The sequence below is a fragment of the Bacillus sp. C28GYM-DRY-1 genome, assembly GCF_030519405.1.
GTDB lineage: Bacteria > Bacillota > Bacilli > Bacillales > Bacillaceae > Bacillus > Bacillus spizizenii_A.
The window spans coordinates 96,956-112,604 of sequence record NZ_JAUMKF010000002.1; the positions used below are offsets into that span (position 1 = coordinate 96,956).

Annotated in this window: 19 protein-coding genes and 1 tRNA gene; 7 read left to right on the forward strand and 13 right to left on the reverse strand. The window is 44.0% G+C overall.

The features are described 5' to 3' along the window. Nucleotides 1-79 precede the first annotated feature (79 nt). From Q3W56_RS02620 to Q3W56_RS02630, 3 genes are all read left to right on the forward strand, one after another. A complete protein-coding gene (locus tag Q3W56_RS02620; RefSeq protein WP_019715812.1) occupies nt 80-664 on the forward strand; it encodes a TetR/AcrR family transcriptional regulator in 585 nt (194 codons plus the stop codon). A gap of 81 nt (nt 665-745) precedes the next feature. Further along, nucleotides 746-1,081, forward strand: a complete 336-nt coding sequence (locus Q3W56_RS02625; protein ID WP_302894390.1) for a DMT family transporter — start codon at nt 746-748, stop codon at nt 1,079-1,081. Then, the gene (locus tag Q3W56_RS02630) at nt 1,081-1,395 is read left to right on the forward strand and encodes a DMT family transporter (protein WP_302894391.1); all 315 of its coding nucleotides are present in this window, start codon (nt 1,081-1,083) and stop codon (nt 1,393-1,395) included. Before Q3W56_RS02625 ends, Q3W56_RS02630 begins: the two co-directional genes overlap by 1 nt. Before the next feature lie 41 nt (nt 1,396-1,436). Here Q3W56_RS02630 and Q3W56_RS02635 read toward each other — a convergent pair whose 3' ends face one another. Beyond that, nucleotides 1,437-1,949 (reverse strand): DUF3231 family protein, encoded by a 513-nt coding sequence (locus Q3W56_RS02635; RefSeq protein WP_268398949.1) that lies wholly within the window; start codon nt 1,947-1,949, stop codon nt 1,437-1,439. Between the two features lie 151 nt (nt 1,950-2,100). Further along, a tRNA-Arg gene (locus Q3W56_RS02640) sits at nt 2,101-2,176 on the reverse strand. Between the two features lie 270 nt (nt 2,177-2,446). Between Q3W56_RS02640 and clpP the strand changes: the two genes are divergently transcribed. After that, a complete protein-coding gene (gene clpP / locus Q3W56_RS02645) occupies nt 2,447-3,043 on the forward strand; it encodes an ATP-dependent Clp endopeptidase proteolytic subunit ClpP (protein ID WP_003219849.1) in 597 nt (198 codons plus the stop codon). A gap of 34 nt (nt 3,044-3,077) precedes the next feature. Here the strand turns inward: clpP and Q3W56_RS02650 are convergent, their stop codons facing one another. Further along, complete coding sequence (locus Q3W56_RS02650) at nt 3,078-3,653, reverse strand: LOG family protein (RefSeq protein ID WP_268398951.1); 576 nt, start codon at nt 3,651-3,653, stop codon at nt 3,078-3,080. Nucleotides 3,654-3,769: 116 nt separating this feature from the next. Here Q3W56_RS02650 and Q3W56_RS02655 point away from each other — a divergent pair, with 116 nt between their 5' ends. Continuing rightward, entirely contained in the window at nt 3,770-4,090 is a 321-nt protein-coding gene (locus Q3W56_RS02655) for a MazG-like family protein (RefSeq protein WP_268399176.1), read from the forward strand. A gap of 26 nt (nt 4,091-4,116) precedes the next feature. Here Q3W56_RS02655 and Q3W56_RS02660 read toward each other — a convergent pair whose 3' ends face one another. Both Q3W56_RS02660 and Q3W56_RS02665 read right to left on the reverse strand, forming a co-directional pair. Continuing rightward, nucleotides 4,117-5,718, reverse strand: a complete 1,602-nt coding sequence (locus Q3W56_RS02660; protein WP_019715818.1) for a SulP family inorganic anion transporter — start codon at nt 5,716-5,718, stop codon at nt 4,117-4,119. Between the two features lie 18 nt (nt 5,719-5,736). After that, nucleotides 5,737-6,330, reverse strand: coding sequence for a beta-class carbonic anhydrase (locus Q3W56_RS02665; protein ID WP_268398952.1), 594 nt, complete (start codon nt 6,328-6,330; stop codon nt 5,737-5,739). Between the two features lie 393 nt (nt 6,331-6,723). Here Q3W56_RS02665 and Q3W56_RS02670 point away from each other — a divergent pair, with 393 nt between their 5' ends. Continuing rightward, nucleotides 6,724-7,701, forward strand: coding sequence for a 2-hydroxyacid dehydrogenase (locus Q3W56_RS02670; RefSeq protein ID WP_302894392.1), 978 nt, complete (start codon nt 6,724-6,726; stop codon nt 7,699-7,701). Nucleotides 7,702-7,737: 36 nt separating this feature from the next. On the opposite strand, the gene Q3W56_RS02675 is transcribed toward Q3W56_RS02670, so the two are convergent. From Q3W56_RS02675 to psdR, 4 genes are all read right to left on the reverse strand, one after another. Beyond that, nucleotides 7,738-9,672 carry an ABC transporter permease gene (locus Q3W56_RS02675; protein WP_302894393.1) on the reverse strand — a complete coding sequence of 645 codons (1,935 nt, stop codon included), beginning with the start codon at nt 9,670-9,672 and terminating at the stop codon, nt 7,738-7,740. After that, the gene (gene psdA / locus Q3W56_RS02680; protein WP_302894394.1) at nt 9,647-10,426 is read right to left on the reverse strand and encodes a lantibiotic ABC transporter ATP-binding protein PsdA; all 780 of its coding nucleotides are present in this window, start codon (nt 10,424-10,426) and stop codon (nt 9,647-9,649) included. Before psdA ends, Q3W56_RS02675 begins: the two co-directional genes overlap by 26 nt. An 82-nt stretch (nt 10,427-10,508) precedes the next feature. Then, complete coding sequence (locus Q3W56_RS02685) at nt 10,509-11,579, reverse strand: HAMP domain-containing histidine kinase (protein WP_302894395.1); 1,071 nt, start codon at nt 11,577-11,579, stop codon at nt 10,509-10,511. Next, nucleotides 11,573-12,286: a two-component system response regulator PsdR gene (gene psdR, locus Q3W56_RS02690; protein WP_302894396.1), complete on the reverse strand. Its 714-nt coding sequence runs from the start codon at nt 12,284-12,286 to the stop codon at nt 11,573-11,575. Before psdR ends, Q3W56_RS02685 begins: the two co-directional genes overlap by 7 nt. Before the next feature lie 147 nt (nt 12,287-12,433). On the opposite strand from psdR, the gene Q3W56_RS02695 reads away from it, so the two are divergent. Further along, on the forward strand, nt 12,434-12,643 hold the full coding sequence (locus tag Q3W56_RS02695; RefSeq protein WP_302894397.1) for a hypothetical protein: 210 nt from the start codon (nt 12,434-12,436) through the stop codon (nt 12,641-12,643). A gap of 35 nt (nt 12,644-12,678) precedes the next feature. Here Q3W56_RS02695 and Q3W56_RS02700 read toward each other — a convergent pair whose 3' ends face one another. The 4 genes from Q3W56_RS02700 to mgfK are packed head-to-tail and all read right to left on the reverse strand — an operon-like array spanning nt 12,679 to nt 15,649. After that, nucleotides 12,679-13,434, reverse strand: coding sequence for an arylamine N-acetyltransferase family protein (locus Q3W56_RS02700; protein WP_302894398.1), 756 nt, complete (start codon nt 13,432-13,434; stop codon nt 12,679-12,681). A gap of 8 nt (nt 13,435-13,442) precedes the next feature. Further along, the gene (locus tag Q3W56_RS02705; protein ID WP_003219835.1) at nt 13,443-13,700 is read right to left on the reverse strand and encodes an HPr family phosphocarrier protein; all 258 of its coding nucleotides are present in this window, start codon (nt 13,698-13,700) and stop codon (nt 13,443-13,445) included. 23 nt (nt 13,701-13,723) lie between these two features. Continuing rightward, a complete protein-coding gene (gene whiA, locus Q3W56_RS02710) occupies nt 13,724-14,674 on the reverse strand; it encodes a DNA-binding protein WhiA (protein WP_003219831.1) in 951 nt (316 codons plus the stop codon). Nucleotides 14,675-14,695: 21 nt separating this feature from the next. Continuing rightward, a complete protein-coding gene (gene mgfK, locus Q3W56_RS02715) occupies nt 14,696-15,649 on the reverse strand; it encodes a gluconeogenesis morphogenetic factor (RefSeq protein WP_003219829.1) in 954 nt (317 codons plus the stop codon).

Genomic DNA, 15,649 nt, shown 5'->3' on the forward strand with positions numbered 1-15,649 from the left:
TCTTGCTTCTTTATTCTTTACAAACATTCATACCCGCGATAAGATGAATGATAGTCAGTCATTAAAGGAGGTGCTCCTCATGCCAAAACAAACATCGGACAAATATGAAAAAATTCTTCAAGCTGCCATTGAAGTTATTTCTGAAAAAGGTCTCGACAAGGCCTCTATTTCTGATATTGTCAAAAAGGCCGGCACCGCCCAAGGAACGTTCTACTTGTATTTCTCATCTAAAAATGCCCTCATACCGGCAATTGCAGAAAATCTACTCACACATACGCTGGACAAAATCAAAGGAAGACTGAATGGAGACGAGGATTTTTGGACCGTTTTAGATATATTAATTGATGAGACATTTCTCATTACAGAACGCCATAAGGATATTATCGTCCTCTGTTACTCTGGGCTTGCGATCGACCACTCCATGGAAAAATGGGAAACGATCTATCAGCCTTATTATTCTTGGCTTGAAAAAATCATCAATAAGGCCATTGAAAACCTTGAGGTAACGAAAGGAATCAATGCGAAGTGGACAGCAAGAACGATTATTAACTTGGTCGAGAACACTGCAGAACGATTCTATATCGGGTTCGAACAAGATGAAAATGTCGGAGTGTATAAAAAAGAAATCTTTACTTTCTTAAAACGAAGCTTAGATACCGCTTAAAAAATGACTGGATAACACCGCTCATTTTTTAATGGTTAAAAAATGACTGACGTTCATTCATAAACGAAAGAGGTGTTTCATTTGAATTGGGTGCTTGTTTTAATTGCAGGGCTTTTGGAAGTTGTTTGGGCCTCTTCCCTCAAACATGCCGATTCGCTATTGGATTGGACCGTCGTTTTTTTATTAATAGCGATAAGCTTTATCCTATTAATCCACTCTTATCGAAAAATCCCTATGGCCGCGGCGTATACCGTATTTGTCGGAATTGGGACGGTCGGAACCTATATGACCGGGATATACTTAGGCGAACCCTTCTCAGCAGCGCAAATCTTCTTCTTGATGCTGCTGCTAGCCGGTATTTTAGGAATGAAGCTCTTTACAAAAGAAAGCAATTCACAGCCGGGAGGTGAAAAATAATGGCTTGGTTTTTATTAGTAATTGCCGGCATAGAAGAAATTATAGCTGCCGTTGCAATGAAATATATAGACGGAACAAGAAAAAAATGGCCGATCATTGTGATGACTGTTGGATTTGGCTTATCCTTTTACTGCCTATCACAAGCGATGCGGTTCCTGCCTGCCGGAGTCGCTTATGCCGTTTGGACCGGCATTGGCAGTATTGGTGTTTCGGCGGTCGGGTTCCTCTGGTTTAAGGAGCGTTTTCAGCTTTCACAGGTGATTTCTCTTTGCCTAATCTTCACGGGCGTCATCGGCCTGCGTCTTACGGCTTAAACATAAGAAAAGGGCATATACAGCTGTATATGCCCTTGCCATTAATCGTCTTGATGTTGTTGTAGATGAAGCGGCGGCGGGATGAGCCAGCCTTTGTTTTTTAGCAATCTTAAGTATTTTGCGCCGGTTGCGGCTTTCGATACATGGAATTGCCCAAACATCATGGCAATATCCTCACGAATTGACTGTCCCATAATTTTGCTGCATGTCACAAGGCCCGCAGCATTTTGCGCTGCAGCAGAGGCCGCGACATCCGGATCAAGAAACCGCGCACCCGGCGGAATATCTTTAAGATCTGCAGCCGGCGGTTCAGGAGAAGCCGGAGGGAGCGCCACCCCGTTTTCTTTCAGGATCGCACTGATCTGTTTCACTTCATCTTGGCACTTCTCAATGGATTCACGAAGCAGCTTCTTCAAGTCGTCATCACCGACATGATGCAATAACATCTGGTAATTGCCGACCATTTTATTGCCCGCCATCACATAACTCCACAAGCTGTATACCTCACCGTAATGCATCGGTTCATCCTGCGGATTTCCGCTTAAAATACCCATATTCATCCTCCTCGCAAATTCAATATCACACATTTTAACGTGCCCGAGTGGAGGAAAATTTATGTTCCGTTGAGAAAGATTTTTCAAACAAAACAAAAAAGACAAGAGCGGCAAAATGCCAAACCCTTGTCTTTCCTGTTGTTCTATTGGACGCGCTCGGAGGGATTCGAACCCCCGACAGACGTGGTACCGGAAACCACCGCTCTATCCAACTGAGCTACGAGCGCATATAGACTGCGTTATGAGAACGTCAGCACAACTAATTATACGATAATTCCATCGAAATAACAACCCTCTATTTCAAGAGGGCGCTTTTCAGATCAGACATATCATCTTATTTGGCAATCTGACATACATTGGTTTGAACCCCTTTATTTTTGGGGAAAATGGGGAAAAGAGAAGAGTTTGCTTGTCAAGCCAGCTTTTTGTTTGACCTTTATTGACCAAAAATGTATCATGTAACTACATACTTACCTAAAAGGTGAAGGAGGAGCATTATGAATTTAATACCTACAGTCATTGAACAAACGAACCGCGGGGAAAGAGCGTATGACATTTATTCTCGTCTATTAAAGGATCGTATCATCATGCTTGGATCTGCGATTGATGACAACGTTGCGAACTCCATCGTGTCACAGCTTTTATTCTTAGAAGCGGAAGACCCTGAAAAAGATATTTCTATTTACATCAACAGCCCGGGCGGCTCTATCACAGCCGGTATGGCGATCTATGACACCATGCAGTTTATCAAGCCGAAGGTATCTACCATTTGTATCGGTATGGCTGCATCAATGGGCGCATTCTTGCTTGCTGCCGGAGAAAAAGGCAAACGCTATGCGCTTCCAAACAGTGAAGTTATGATTCACCAGCCTCTTGGCGGAGCTCAAGGTCAAGCGACAGAAATTGAAATTGCCGCGAAACGTATTCTCTTGCTTCGCGACAAATTAAACAAAGTGCTTGCTGAACGTACTGGCCAGCCGCTTGAAGTAATCGAACGGGACACAGACCGTGATAACTTTAAGTCTGCTGAAGAAGCGCTTGAATACGGCCTGATTGACAAAATTCTGACTCGCAACACAGAAGAACAAAAGTAATACGAGAAGAGCCTTCCCTGAAGAAGGCTCTTTTTTAGATTTCTGTCCACTTTTTCTCTAAAATCGGATAAGAGTAGTTCTGCATTTGTTCAATTAACTCATCCGGCCGCGACGAGCTGTGGATCAGTTTTAGATGAGAGTCGTTAGAAAATCCTTCTTGAATGCTGTATTTGACCATTTTCATCATTGGTTCAAAATATCCGTTGACATTGTACAGACCGATTGGCTTTTGGTGAATGCCGATCTGCGCCCAACAAAGCACTTCAAATAATTCTTCATATGTACCGAAGCCGCCCGGCATGGAGATAAAGCCGTCAGCAAGCTCGCTCATTTTGGCTTTTCGTTCATGCATCCCGTTTACTTCAATCAGCTCAGTCAGGTTCTGATGGACAACCTCCCCGCTGAACAAACCGCTCGGCATGACCCCGATTGCAGTTCCGCCGTTTTCCATAATCGCGTCAGCAATCGCGCCCATCAAGCCTACGCGGGAACCCCCATAGACAAGGCCGATTCCCTGCTCAGCCATATACGCGCCAAGCTCTGCCGCTTTTCGTTTATACGCTTCATTTCCCCCCGGGTTTGAGCCCGCAAATACACAAATGGTTTTCATCTTTGTCATCTCCGCATCTATATATCGTATTAAACATACAAAAACACACTATATATTGTCCCACCTTCATGTGATAATATCAATTGAAATACATAAAGAATGCAGGAGTGATGATGGTGCAGCTGGCTGATGCAGAAAAATGGATGAAAGAGTTTTACGAAAAAAGAGGCTGGACAGAATACGGGCCGTTTATTCGGGTCGGCTTTTTAATGGAGGAAGCCGGAGAACTGGCCCGGGCTGTCAGGGCGTATGAAATCGGCAGAGACCGGCCTGATGAGAAAGAATCGACACGAGCTGAGCAAAAACAAGAATTGATTGAAGAAATGGGAGATGTCATCGGAAATATCGCTATTCTTGCTGATATGTACGGAGTCTCTTTAGAAGACGTGATGAAAGCCCATCAAGATAAACTGACCAAACGTTTTGAGCATGCATAAAAAAGCGGCCGCAATGGCCGCTTTTTCTAACCTGTGATTTCATCATGGTGATCAAAGAAATGCTGCTTCCCTATTTTGTGAAAAAGGCCTGTTTTATGCAGCAGCTCCTTCGGCTGCGATTGCAGTCCTACAATCATCAGCTTTCCGTTGTGGCGTTTAATCCGGTTCATAATGTTCCCGAGCACTGCTTCAGCCGACGTATCCATGTAGTGCACCTTATTCATGAGCAGAATAAGGGTCTTCGGCTTTTTCTGTACATGCTCCAGCAGTGAAGATTCAAGCGAATCAATTGATCCGAAAAACAGTGGCCCTTCTATGGAATACATACTCACGGATGGGTCTTCTCTCTTTGCCGTCTTCTCCAAAACAGGATGCGATTCCTGAGTGTGGATGCGGGTCGCTTCGCTCATTCTTCTGATAAAGAACACAAATGCGAGCAGCAAGCCTGTTGCCACACCGACGATTAAGTCAAACAGAACCGTTAGCGCAAAGGTCGCCGCCAAAATAAAGGAATCGGCATTTTTCAGTCTCAGCATGTTTGCGACTTCCTTGCGCTCACTCATATTCCATGCGACAACCATGAGAATCGGGGCCATACTGGCAAGCGGCACATGGGATGCATAAGGCGCAAATACGAGCAAGACAAGAAGAACGACTACACCGTGAACGACACCGGAAACAGGAGAAACCGCTCCGTTCTTAATATTGGTCGCCGTCCTCGCGATTGCTCCCGTAGCCGGAATTCCGCCAAACAGCGGCGCAGCCATATTCGCAATTCCCTGGCCGACAAGTTCCTTATTGCTGTCATGCTTTGAGCCCTTCATGTTATCAGCGACCATTGCGGACAAAATGGACTCTAGGCCGCCAAGAAGCGCGATGACAAGCGCTGCCGGAAACAACATAACCATTTTATCCAATGTGAGCTCAGGGAACTGAAATTCCGGCAAATGGCGAGGAATTTCTCCATAAGTTGATCCGATCGTTGCCATACGGTCAGGGAAAAACACAACCGCGACCAGTGTGGAAATCAGAAGCGCCAATAAAGCGCCCGGTATTTTAGGCATCACTCTGGCGGATACAAGCAAAATGACAAGCCCGATCACTGCTGTCAAAATGGCATACACGTTAAATGTGCCGAGCTTCTGTGCGATTTCAAACATGTTGTGATGAAAGTTCTCATGTTTTTCAACATTTCTTAAACCGAGAAAATTAGCAATTTGCTCAGTAAAGATCAGCACGGCAATTCCGGCTGTAAAACCGACGATAACAGGTTTCGGAACGAATTTCATTATTTTTCCGAGCTTAAATAGCCCGAACAGCACCAGCATCACCCCTGCCATAAACCCTGCAATCAGGAGGTTCTCCAAGCCGTACTGCATTACAATGCCAAATAGAATTGGGACAAAGGCGCCTGTCGGACCGCCGATTTGATATTTGGAGCCCCCAAACAAAGAAATACAAATCCCCGCCACAACAACAGTGTACAGCCCGTATTCAGGCTGAACTCCCGAGGCAATGGCAAACGCCATCCCTAAAGGAATTGCCACAACACCTACTACGATACCTGCGATCAGGTCTTTCTGAAATTTCTGCAAATTATATTCCTTGAATCTCCCTGAGAACCGCATATTTTGCTATACCCTCCTTTATAATTGAGTGTTTATGAGCTCAGTTTCATAACCGTTAATGATCACATCAAGTTTTCCTGTTTCAGGGTGAATGACAAGTCCGTGAACCGGAACGTTTTTCGGCAGCAACGGATGGTTCTTGATCAAATTCACACTGTGGGAAACGCTTTCTTCTACGCTGTGAAAACCGGTCAGCCATGTTTTCAAATCAAGTCCGGCGCTCGTCAGCAAATTCAAGCAGCTTTCTTCCACTCCGCGTTCCTTTGCTTTCTCGAGAATCGAGGGCGCATTCAGTCCAGACATCCCGCATTCATGGTGGCCGACAATACATACCTCTTCAGCCTGCAATTCATAAATCGCGACCAGTATGCTGCGCGTCACGCTTCCAAATGGGTGAGAAACGATGGCTCCCGCGTTTTTTACAATTTTAGCATCGCCGTTTTTCAGTCCCATTGCTTGCGGAAGAAGTTCGGTGAGCCGTGTATCCATACAGGTGACAATGACGAGCTTTTTTGAAGGGAATTTTGTCGTTTTGTACGGTTCATACTTCCTCTCTCTGACAAACCGCTGATTGTGGTCCAAAATTGATGTTAAAGAAACCATTTGATTCATCTCCCATCCATATGATTTTGCAAGCCTTCTTGCCCAGCTTACAATAAGGAATTATAGCATAGGAAGACACCGCGAAAAGGCTTTCAAAAAAAGACACTATAAATGGACTGTAGAATAAAAACTTAAAAATTTATATCTTTCAAAGATAATAAAATTTATATTTATTGAATCCTATAACCTGGCTTTAACTCGTATATCAATGATTTGTCTGACATAAAATATAGGCGAATTCAGATAATTAAAAAACTTTTTAAAGCAGATTTAGCTGTTCAACCCATTTCAATATCCATTTTAAGTTCAAAAGAACCAGAAATTTAATTGAACGCAGCTATATTTTTAACATCTATTTATTTCCGATATAATAATATAGACAACAGCCATAAAGGGGGAGCCTTGTTGAAACCATTTGTATTTATCACAAAACCGATTCCTCAAGAGATTGAATCATTCATCGGTGAACATTGCCGTTATGAAATATGGCAGGAGGACACGCTTCCGAATGACGTACTATTTGAGAAATTAAAAGAGGCAGAAGGGCTTTTAACTTCAGGAACGTCCGGACCGTCAATCAATCGTGAATTGCTGGAACACGCGCCTAAGCTCAAAGTGGTCAGTAACCAATCTGTAGGCTATGACAACTTCGATATAGAAGCCATGAGAGAAAGAGGTATCGTCGGCACTCATACACCCTACACACTGGATGACACGGTCGCGGATCTGGCCTTTTCCCTGATTCTATCTTCCGCCAGACGTGTTGCTGAACTGGACCGTTTCGTCAGAGCGGGAAAATGGGGAACAGTTGCAGAAGAAGCGCTTTTCGGCGTTGACGTTCATCATCAGACGTTAGGCATTATCGGCATGGGCAGAATCGGCGAACAAGCAGCGAGACGCGCAAAATTTGGCTTCGATATGGAAGTGCTTTATCATAACCGTCATCGGAAACAAGAAACGGAAGAAAGCATCGGCGTCAAGTATGCTGAGCTTGATACATTGCTCGAACAATCTGATTTTATTCTGCTCATTACGCCGCTGACTGATGAAACGTATCACATGATAGGAGAACGCGAATTTAAAAAGATGAAGGATTCAGCAATTTTCGTCAATATTTCCCGGGGAAAGACAGTTGATGAAAAGGCCCTCATCCATGCCCTTCAAGAAGGATGGATTCGTGGTGCCGGCTTGGACGTGTACGAAGAAGAACCTGTCGCAAAAAACAATCCGCTCTTGCAGCTCGAAAATGTTACTTTACTGCCGCATATCGGCTCAGCAACAGCTAAAGTGCGCTTTAATATGTGTAAACAGGCTGCCGAAAACATGATGGCAGCCATTCAAGGACAAACACCGAAAAATCTTACAAGAGAATTTCAATAAATAGAAATCCGGTCTGATCCAGACCCGGATTTCTTATTACATATGCTGGAGAACAGCACGCTTATACATATGGCGAGTGACGATATAATAAACAGCCTGGAACACAAAATAAATGAAGATGACAATCACGGCCTCAAGAAATAAGTTAGAATTCAGCATGTTGCTTAACGCCGCATACGCAAAGCCGGCGTGAATTGTACCCGCGATAAATGGGATGAAGAACAAAAATCCAATTTGTCTACCAAGGATGGAATGAATCTCTTTGTCCGTAATCCCCATTCTCTTTAATGCTAAAACTTGCACTCTCGTATCTTCTATTTCAGTAAACATCCGCAAGTACAGCATGCTTCCTTGAACGACAAAAAACAGCACGCTGACAAACAGACCGATAAACAGCATGAATGCGACTCCCTGCTTCACAATTTGATAGCTAGGAGCACGCGTTTGAAAATCAGATATATGTTCCTTCGGCACCATATTTCCAAGCTTTTCAGAGACATCTACCGTCTCCTGCCAATGCTCAAGCTCATACCCTACTACTCTCATCTGATCCTTCAGCGGCACTTCCTGAGTGAGGCTGTCAAAGCTTTTTTTGCTGACGACCAATAAACTGCTGACTCCTTCGACTGACATCAATATCCCTTTGTTTTGCTGCTTTTTCATGATATAGAACAGTGTTTGTCCTGACTTCATATGAAATGCCGCTTTTTCCCCTTCGCCAAATGTATCTTTTACCATCATTTGAAACGGAACATTAATAAACGCTTCATTCTCCTGTAAATGAATAACAGGAAAACCTTTTTCCTTTGCAACTTGATTATAGGTTTTCTCTGAAATCAGCAAGGCTATCTCTTTCCTGTTCCCATACGGCGAGTCTGATTGAAAAGTGACAGGAATTCCTGTGGCATTTACCTTATACTTGATGTCAGCATCAGCTTTTTTCAATGTATTCTCAGCCGTCTCAGGTTTCATAACCTGAAAGCTGGAAGCGTCTTTTTCTACCCAGGAAACAGATTGAGGAATGCTTTGCTCCTCCTGTTTTTCTAAATCAGCATAAAACATATAAATAACACCTGTAGCGGTTAAAATGACTGCTGTAATGACAGAGGTTAAAAACAGCATGCGCGCGTGATCCTTCAGCCTGAATATCATGTTGGAACGGACAATGATATTCGTGCCTTTATAAAAGCTGTGTTTCTTTCTGTACAGCATGCGGAAAAACGCCACACTGCTTTGTGTAAAAAAGAAATACGTCCCGATTAACACGAAAATCAAAATCGGAAAGACACGAAATACCATATCAATCGCATTCGCTGTGGCAGACAGATAATAACCGCCAGCCAGACACAGTAAAGACAGCACAGTGAGCCATTTTGAATAGGCCGGCAAACTTTTCGGCTTTTGGGCTGCTTTAATCAGCTCAATGATTTCCATCTTGCGAATCCGTGCCAGCGATAAAACGAGCAGCGTCTGAAACAGGATGAGAAAGCCCGCAGCTGTCATCACAAACGCTTTCGGCACAATGACAAATGAGATCGGCACCTTCACGCTGAGCATCCAAGTCATGTTCATAAAAAACAGTTTTGAAAATAACAGTCCTGCACCAATGCCGGCAGCAATCGCCGCTAGAGAAATGAGTGACTGCTCATAATAAATCATCTTGCGGAGCTGCTGCTTTGATGTTCCGAATAGCGTCAGCAGCCCAAACTCTTTCTTTCTCGCCTGCAAAAATGCCGAATTCGAATAGGAAATAAAAAATATACAAAAGACAATGATGACGACAAGGGCTGCGCTCAAGCACGTTTTAACAAGCCTTCCTCCATATACATTATCTTCATGGACATCCGGATGAAAAATAAAAGATATGAAGACAAAAAACACCGAAACGGCAAACACACAGCTTAAAAAGTAGGCGACATAACGTTGCAGATTCCCAAGAATGTTTTTACGGGCGATGGTTCTCAAATTCATGAAAATCGCCTCCCAACACACTCAAGGTATCTAATATACTTTGATAAAACACCTGCTGGTTTGACCCTCTGTGAATCTCTGAAAAGAAACGTCCGTCTTTAATAAACACAATCCGTTTACAGAAGCTTGCCGCTGTCGCATCATGTGTGACCAATAGAATCGTCGCGTCCTTTTCTTCATTCAGCTGAGCCAGCGTGTTCATCACTTGCTTAGCCGATTTTGAATCAAGGTTTCCCGTCGGTTCATCGGCAAGAATGAGCGCCGGATTGTGAATAATGGCTCTGGCACAAGCTGCGCGCTGCTGCTGCCCGCCCGACACCTCGTATGTCCGGTGGTCAAGAATATGCTTGATTTGCAATGCATCGGCCAATTCATCCAGACGGGCTTCCATTTCTCTCAGCTTTACCTTATCCAGTGCGAGCGGCAGCAGAATATTTTCCCGAATCGTCAGCGTATCAAGCAAATTAAAATCCTGAAAGACGAAGCCGAGTTCTCTTCTGCGAAAAAGAGCCAGCTCTTGATCCTTTAACGTTTTTGGCTGGATGCCGTTGATCATCATCTCACCCTGGGTCGGCATATCAATGGTAGCCAGCAAATTCAGGAGCGTGGTTTTTCCGCTTCCCGACGGGCCCATAATTCCGACAAATTCTCCTTTCGCCACACTAAGGTCAAAGTCGCTGAGCGCTTGATATGATAACGTTCCTTTATTTGAATAGTACGTTTTCGACAGGTTTGTTGTTTGTAGCACAATCATGTTCTGCTCCTCCTTTTTCTTTATTATAAAAAGGAAGTCTGCAGCCTCCCATCGAACTTTCTTGCAATTCCGCTCTCCAACCTTACAAAGCTGTCACATTCACTAGGGTGTCACTTGAAAACACGATGGTCATCACAGTGCCAGCCCCTTCTTTTGATTCCGCATACAGCTGATGGCCCAGCCGGGTGCACACCTGTTTTGCTAAATAAAGACCCATTCCCGTTGCCTCTGTCATGCTTCGCCCGTTTTCCCCGGTAAAAAACGCATCAAAAATCCGCGGCAGATCCTGCGGCGGTATGCCCATGCCTTCATCAGCAATCGACAAGCGCGTTTCATGTCCCTCTGCTACAATCCGAATGGTAATATGGTCTCCCTCACCTTGCTTTGAGTATTTTAAGGCATTGAAAAGGATTTGCTCGACAACAAAGGAAAGCCATTTTTGATCACTTGAAACCTGAACGGCGTTTGGCGGCACATGTAGTGTTGGGAAAATACGCCGTTTGATAAACTGCCGTTTTTCCTGATTGATAAGTGAACGGACAAGCTCGGTTAAATCAAGAGTTTGCGGTCTTACATCAAACGCAAATTCCTCCAGCCGGGCCGTTTGCAGCATCATATCAAGACCATGGCGAAACCTCTCATTTTCATCCTCCAGCTCCTCTAAAAACGTTGGAAAAGAAGAAGAAGTTCCGTTTTTTCCTTCTTGAATCATTAAGGAAATGACAGATACCGGTGTTTTCATATGGTGGACCCATTGATTGGTGAAGATATAATGCTGTTTTTGCTGATTGATATATTGTAAGAGCCTGCCTTCGTATTGCTGCTCGAGCATGTTGACCATTTTCGTCCAAAGCACCTGCTCTCGTGTTCTTGGCTTTCGGGCTTTCAAAGATTGGCCAATGTCATTCGAAAAAGGCGCTTGTTCCGCAAGTTTTTTGATATAAGTCAGAAAGGAAGATTGCCGAACGTAATCAGCAGCAAAACCGGCAGCTAAAAGAGCACCGGGCAAAATCCATATGTACATCATATTTTCTGCGGGAGGCTCTGCGCCGCTCTCTATGATGCTTAAATACGCAATCAGCATGGCGGTTCCTATCCCTACTAATGAAAATAAAATAATGGCAAAGCGGTCGATGAGATAAGTCTTTAACACTCTGGTTCATCCTTCCGATTGACTTGAAATTGATAGCCTTGTCCTCTTATCGTTGAAATGCAATCTTTTAGTCCGGCATTCTCCAGTTTTCTCCGCAGGCGATTGACATTGACCGTTAGCGTATTATCATCGACAAAATCGACGTCATCCCATAACGCCTCCAATAATTCATCACGGGAAACGATTTTTTTATGCTCCCTCACGAAAATCGATAGAAGCTGAAACTCTTTTTGTGAAAACAAGATGCGGGTGCTGTTCCACTCGGCCTCATTCTGATCAGGATAAATCGTCAACCCGCCAACCTCCACTATTCTTGATTCCTGTGACAAAGAGGGAGAGTATTCACCATATGTGCGGCGCAGGACGCTTTTGATTTTGGCCATCACTACCTCTAAATGGAACGGCTTGGTGATATAATCATCGCCGCCATTTTCAATCGCCATCACCTGATTCAGCTCATCGGTCCGTGCCGATATAAAGATAATCGGCGCATTAGAAATGGTACGGATTTGCCTGCACCAATAAAACCCGTCAAAAAAAGGCAGGTTGATATCAAGCAGCACCAGATCCGGCTTCATTTCCGCAAATTCCAATTTAATATCATGGAGCTGTTCAGCCATTTTCACTTCATATCCGTATTTTTGAAGATGGCCGCCCAGCAAAGAAGCAATCCGCTCATCATCTTCCACAAGCAAAATCCGATACACGCTTATCCCCCTTATATGTACATCATGATGATTTTTTCTAGAAGATTCCAAAATTATTATAGCATGTGCGGAATAGTAAATCGGTCTTTTTCTTTTCGTTATGATAGAATGATAAAGGTAAAAATTTCATAATAGGCAGGTGTCGTGATGAAGAAAGTCATGCTGCTTCTCGCAATAACGTCAATTCTTTCAGCATGTCAGCCCAACTATACCGGGAAATACATAGAAATAGGGGATTCACTAACTGAATACACAAAAGAGTGCTTTAAAGAGCATCAAATCCCTTATCAATATAAAAAGGGAAAACTGTATGTTCCAGATGATGCATTTGATGTAGTAATCAATACTTGTTCATAAGAAAAAGCTTGCAGACATGCTGCAAGCTTTTCACGTTACAAAAAATGAGTATTTAATTTCTTTTCAAACTCTGTAGGACCGATGTCACTTTTTTGCCCTTCTCCGCCGTTTTCATGAATCGTGAAATGGCGGTCTGACATAACCATCCGTCCGTTCGGCGTCAGCTTTGAGGCGAGCAGTGATTTGTTAAAAGGAGATTTTTCATGAGAGTGAATCATGTCCTTCATGTCATCTAAATCACCGGCATCGCTTTCTTCAAGGGTAAAGGCGTAACCGATTTGCCAGCCTTCTCCTTTGTCCATCAACAGAACGTGGCTGCCCTTTTCTGTCTCTTCTTCTTTGATTCGGAATGACCCGACAGGTGATTGTACCGTTTCTCCGGAAAGCGGTATTGGCTGGAGCGCCAGATTGATGCCGAAGCCGATATCAACGATGTAATCACCTTTTTCCGCAGACAGCATTACAGCAGCATGCGTTCCGTCTAAAGCCCACTCTTCTTCTTTTCCTGCATAAACCGTTCCCCGAACGAGCTTCACATGAAACCCGTCCTCACGCAGGACAAAATAAAGGAGACCATTTAAATCGTAGCACAGGCCGCCGTGCTGTTCTTTGACCAGGCGGCGCCATAAATTTTCTTTTGTTACCTTATAACTCTCTTTTGCGAGCACGGCACGGTTTTCAAATGGAAAACGGTATGCCATTGCTTTAAGAAAAAGGGGGAGATCACCGAAGCTGACATGGTCTTTCTCCCAGCCGATTTTCTGAAAGCAGTCTTTTAAAAAATCACTCATCTTATCACCTAAACTTCTTCTTGAACATAAGCAGCCAACTTTTCCAGCGCCTCTTGTTCGTCTTCTCCCTGGGCAATCAAGGTAACCTCAGTGCCTGTGCTTACCGCAAGACTCATCAGCCCCATGATGCTTTTTGCATTTACTTTTTTCCCATCCTTCTCAAGAAACACATCTGACGTAAACCGGTTTGCCTCTTGTACAAACAAAGCAGCAGGACGCGCCTGCAGTCCTGTCTTTAATCGAACTTCCACTTTCTGTTGAACCATAAGATCTCCCCTTTTCTTTACGGTTATTTTAAAGTGACGGTTTGCCCTGTCCGCAGCTGTTCTGCGATTTCGTCAAGTTTTCTCAGCCTGTGATTGATCCCTGATTTGCTGATTTTCCCGCTTGCTACCATTTCCCCCAGCTCTTTCAGCGTCACTTCCTGATAATCAATCCGCAGCTGCGCAATTTCCCGAAGTTTTTCAGGAAGCGCATCCAAGCCGATTCTTTCATCGATGTATTTAATATTCTCCACCTGTCTGAGCGAAGCGCCGATCGTTTTGTTTAAATTGGCTGTTTCACAATTGACGAGGCGGTTGACCGAATTTCTCATATCCCTTACGATTCTGACATCCTCAAATCGCAGAAGCGAATTGTGGGCGCCGATCACGTTCAGAAACTCAGTAATTTTTTCCGCCTCTTTTAGATAGGTGATATAGCCTTTTTTCCGTTCGAGCGTTTTACTGTTTAACTGAAACTCATTTAACAGATCACATAATGAATCGTTATGTTCCTTATAAAGAGAGAAGATTTCTAAATGATACGAGGAGGTTTCCGGGTTATTGACCGAACCACCTGCCAAAAATGCCCCTCTCATATAAGAACGCTTGCAGCATCTCTTTTTGACCAGCTCTTTCGAAATACTTCGTTCAAACACAAAATTCTCCCCGAGTATTTTTAGATCCTCTAAAATCGCTTTTGCATTTTCTGAAAAACGCACAATATAGACGTTATTCTTTTTCAGCCGCATTTTCTTTCTGACCAGCAGCTCGACCGACACATCATATTGTTTTTTCAGTAATGTATAAATGCGGCGGGCAATCGCCGCATTTTCGGTTTGAACATCAAGCACGAGATGGCGGTTTGTAAATGATAATGCTCCATTCATCCGGATAAGCGCAGACAGCTCTGCGTTAATGCAGCAGTCTTTCACTTCCAGATTCGTTAATTCTTTTTTTGTTTCAGATGCAAATGACATATAGCCACCTCATTTCTGGCTTCATTCTTTTAGTAAATCGACAAGAAGAGAGGCCACTTTATGTGTATCGTGACGAATTACGTCATTTTTATACGTTACGATTTGATCTCTGATGACTTCAAGCCCCATTGCTTTCAGCTCTTCGATATCAAAATCAACAGGACGCGCCGATTCCATTTCGTACTTACGTTTTATTTCGTCGGGAATGTCTTCGCTGTTCACTAATATCGTATCAATAAAACCGCAGCCCATATGCTGATTGAGCGCTTTCACATGATCAGCTGCGGTGTAATGTAGTGTTTCGCCAGGCTGAGTCATCACGTTGCAAATGTATACTTTTTTCGCCGGCGCCTTCACTACTTCTTCCCCAATTTTCGGGACGAGCAAATTGGGAAGAATGCTTGTATAGAGGCTTCCCGGACCGATAATAATCAAATCCGCTTCCCTGATTACGTCTATCGTTTCCGGCAGCGGATCAATATGTTCAGGCGTAAGAAAAACACGCTTAATGCGCTGTCCGTACTCCGGAATAGTGGACTCGCCTGAGACCACGCGGCCGTCCTCCATTTCGGCATGCAGAACAACACTGGCATTGGCTGCCGGCAAAACCTTTCCTCTTACATTCAGCACCTTGCTCATTTCTGTGACAGCGTGAAAAAAATCACCGGTTATATTTGTCATCGCTGCCAAAATCAAATTCCCTAAAGAATGGCCTGTTAAGTCATTCCCCTTATTGAAGCGATGCTGAAAGAGATCTTCAACAAGCGGCTCCACATCAGATAAAGCGGCAAGCACATTTCTGATGTCTCCGGGAGGCGGGATTTTCAGCTCATTCCGCAGACGGCCAGAGCTTCCTCCGTCGTCGGCAACTGTCACAATGGCCGTAATGTCAACAGGTTTATGCTTTAAGCCCCGAAGCAATACAGAAAGACCCGTACCGCCGCCAAAGATTGCAATTTTCGGCTTTTGTCCCAT

Bases quoted from the DNA above. Each gene is read 5' to 3' on its own strand.
- Q3W56_RS02620 (WP_019715812.1), top strand. From the start codon at position 80: ATGCCAAAACAAACATCGGACAAATATGAAAAAATTCTTCAAGCTGCC.
- Q3W56_RS02630 (WP_302894391.1), top strand. From the start codon at position 1,081: ATGGCTTGGTTTTTATTAGTAATTGCCGGCATAGAAGAAATTATAGCT.
- Q3W56_RS02635 (WP_268398949.1), bottom strand. From the start codon at position 1,949: ATGGGTATTTTAAGCGGAAATCCGCAGGATGAACCGATGCATTACGGT.
- clpP (WP_003219849.1), top strand. From the start codon at position 2,447: ATGAATTTAATACCTACAGTCATTGAACAAACGAACCGCGGGGAAAGA.
- Q3W56_RS02650 (WP_268398951.1), bottom strand. From the start codon at position 3,653: ATGAAAACCATTTGTGTATTTGCGGGCTCAAACCCGGGGGGAAATGAA.
- Q3W56_RS02660 (WP_019715818.1), bottom strand. From the start codon at position 5,718: ATGCGGTTCTCAGGGAGATTCAAGGAATATAATTTGCAGAAATTTCAG.
- Q3W56_RS02665 (WP_268398952.1), bottom strand. From the start codon at position 6,330: ATGAATCAAATGGTTTCTTTAACATCAATTTTGGACCACAATCAGCGG.
- Q3W56_RS02675 (WP_302894393.1), bottom strand. From the start codon at position 9,672: ATGAATTTGAGAACCATCGCCCGTAAAAACATTCTTGGGAATCTGCAA.
- psdA (WP_302894394.1), bottom strand. From the start codon at position 10,426: ATGATTGTGCTACAAACAACAAACCTGTCGAAAACGTACTATTCAAAT.
- Q3W56_RS02695 (WP_302894397.1), top strand. From the start codon at position 12,434: ATGAAGAAAGTCATGCTGCTTCTCGCAATAACGTCAATTCTTTCAGCA.
- Q3W56_RS02700 (WP_302894398.1), bottom strand. From the start codon at position 13,434: ATGAGTGATTTTTTAAAAGACTGCTTTCAGAAAATCGGCTGGGAGAAA.
- Q3W56_RS02705 (WP_003219835.1), bottom strand. From the start codon at position 13,700: ATGGTTCAACAGAAAGTGGAAGTTCGATTAAAGACAGGACTGCAGGCG.
- whiA (WP_003219831.1), bottom strand. From the start codon at position 14,674: ATGTCATTTGCATCTGAAACAAAAAAAGAATTAACGAATCTGGAAGTG.
- mgfK (WP_003219829.1), bottom strand. From the start codon at position 15,649: ATGGGACAAAAGCCGAAAATTGCAATCTTTGGCGGCGGTACGGGTCTT.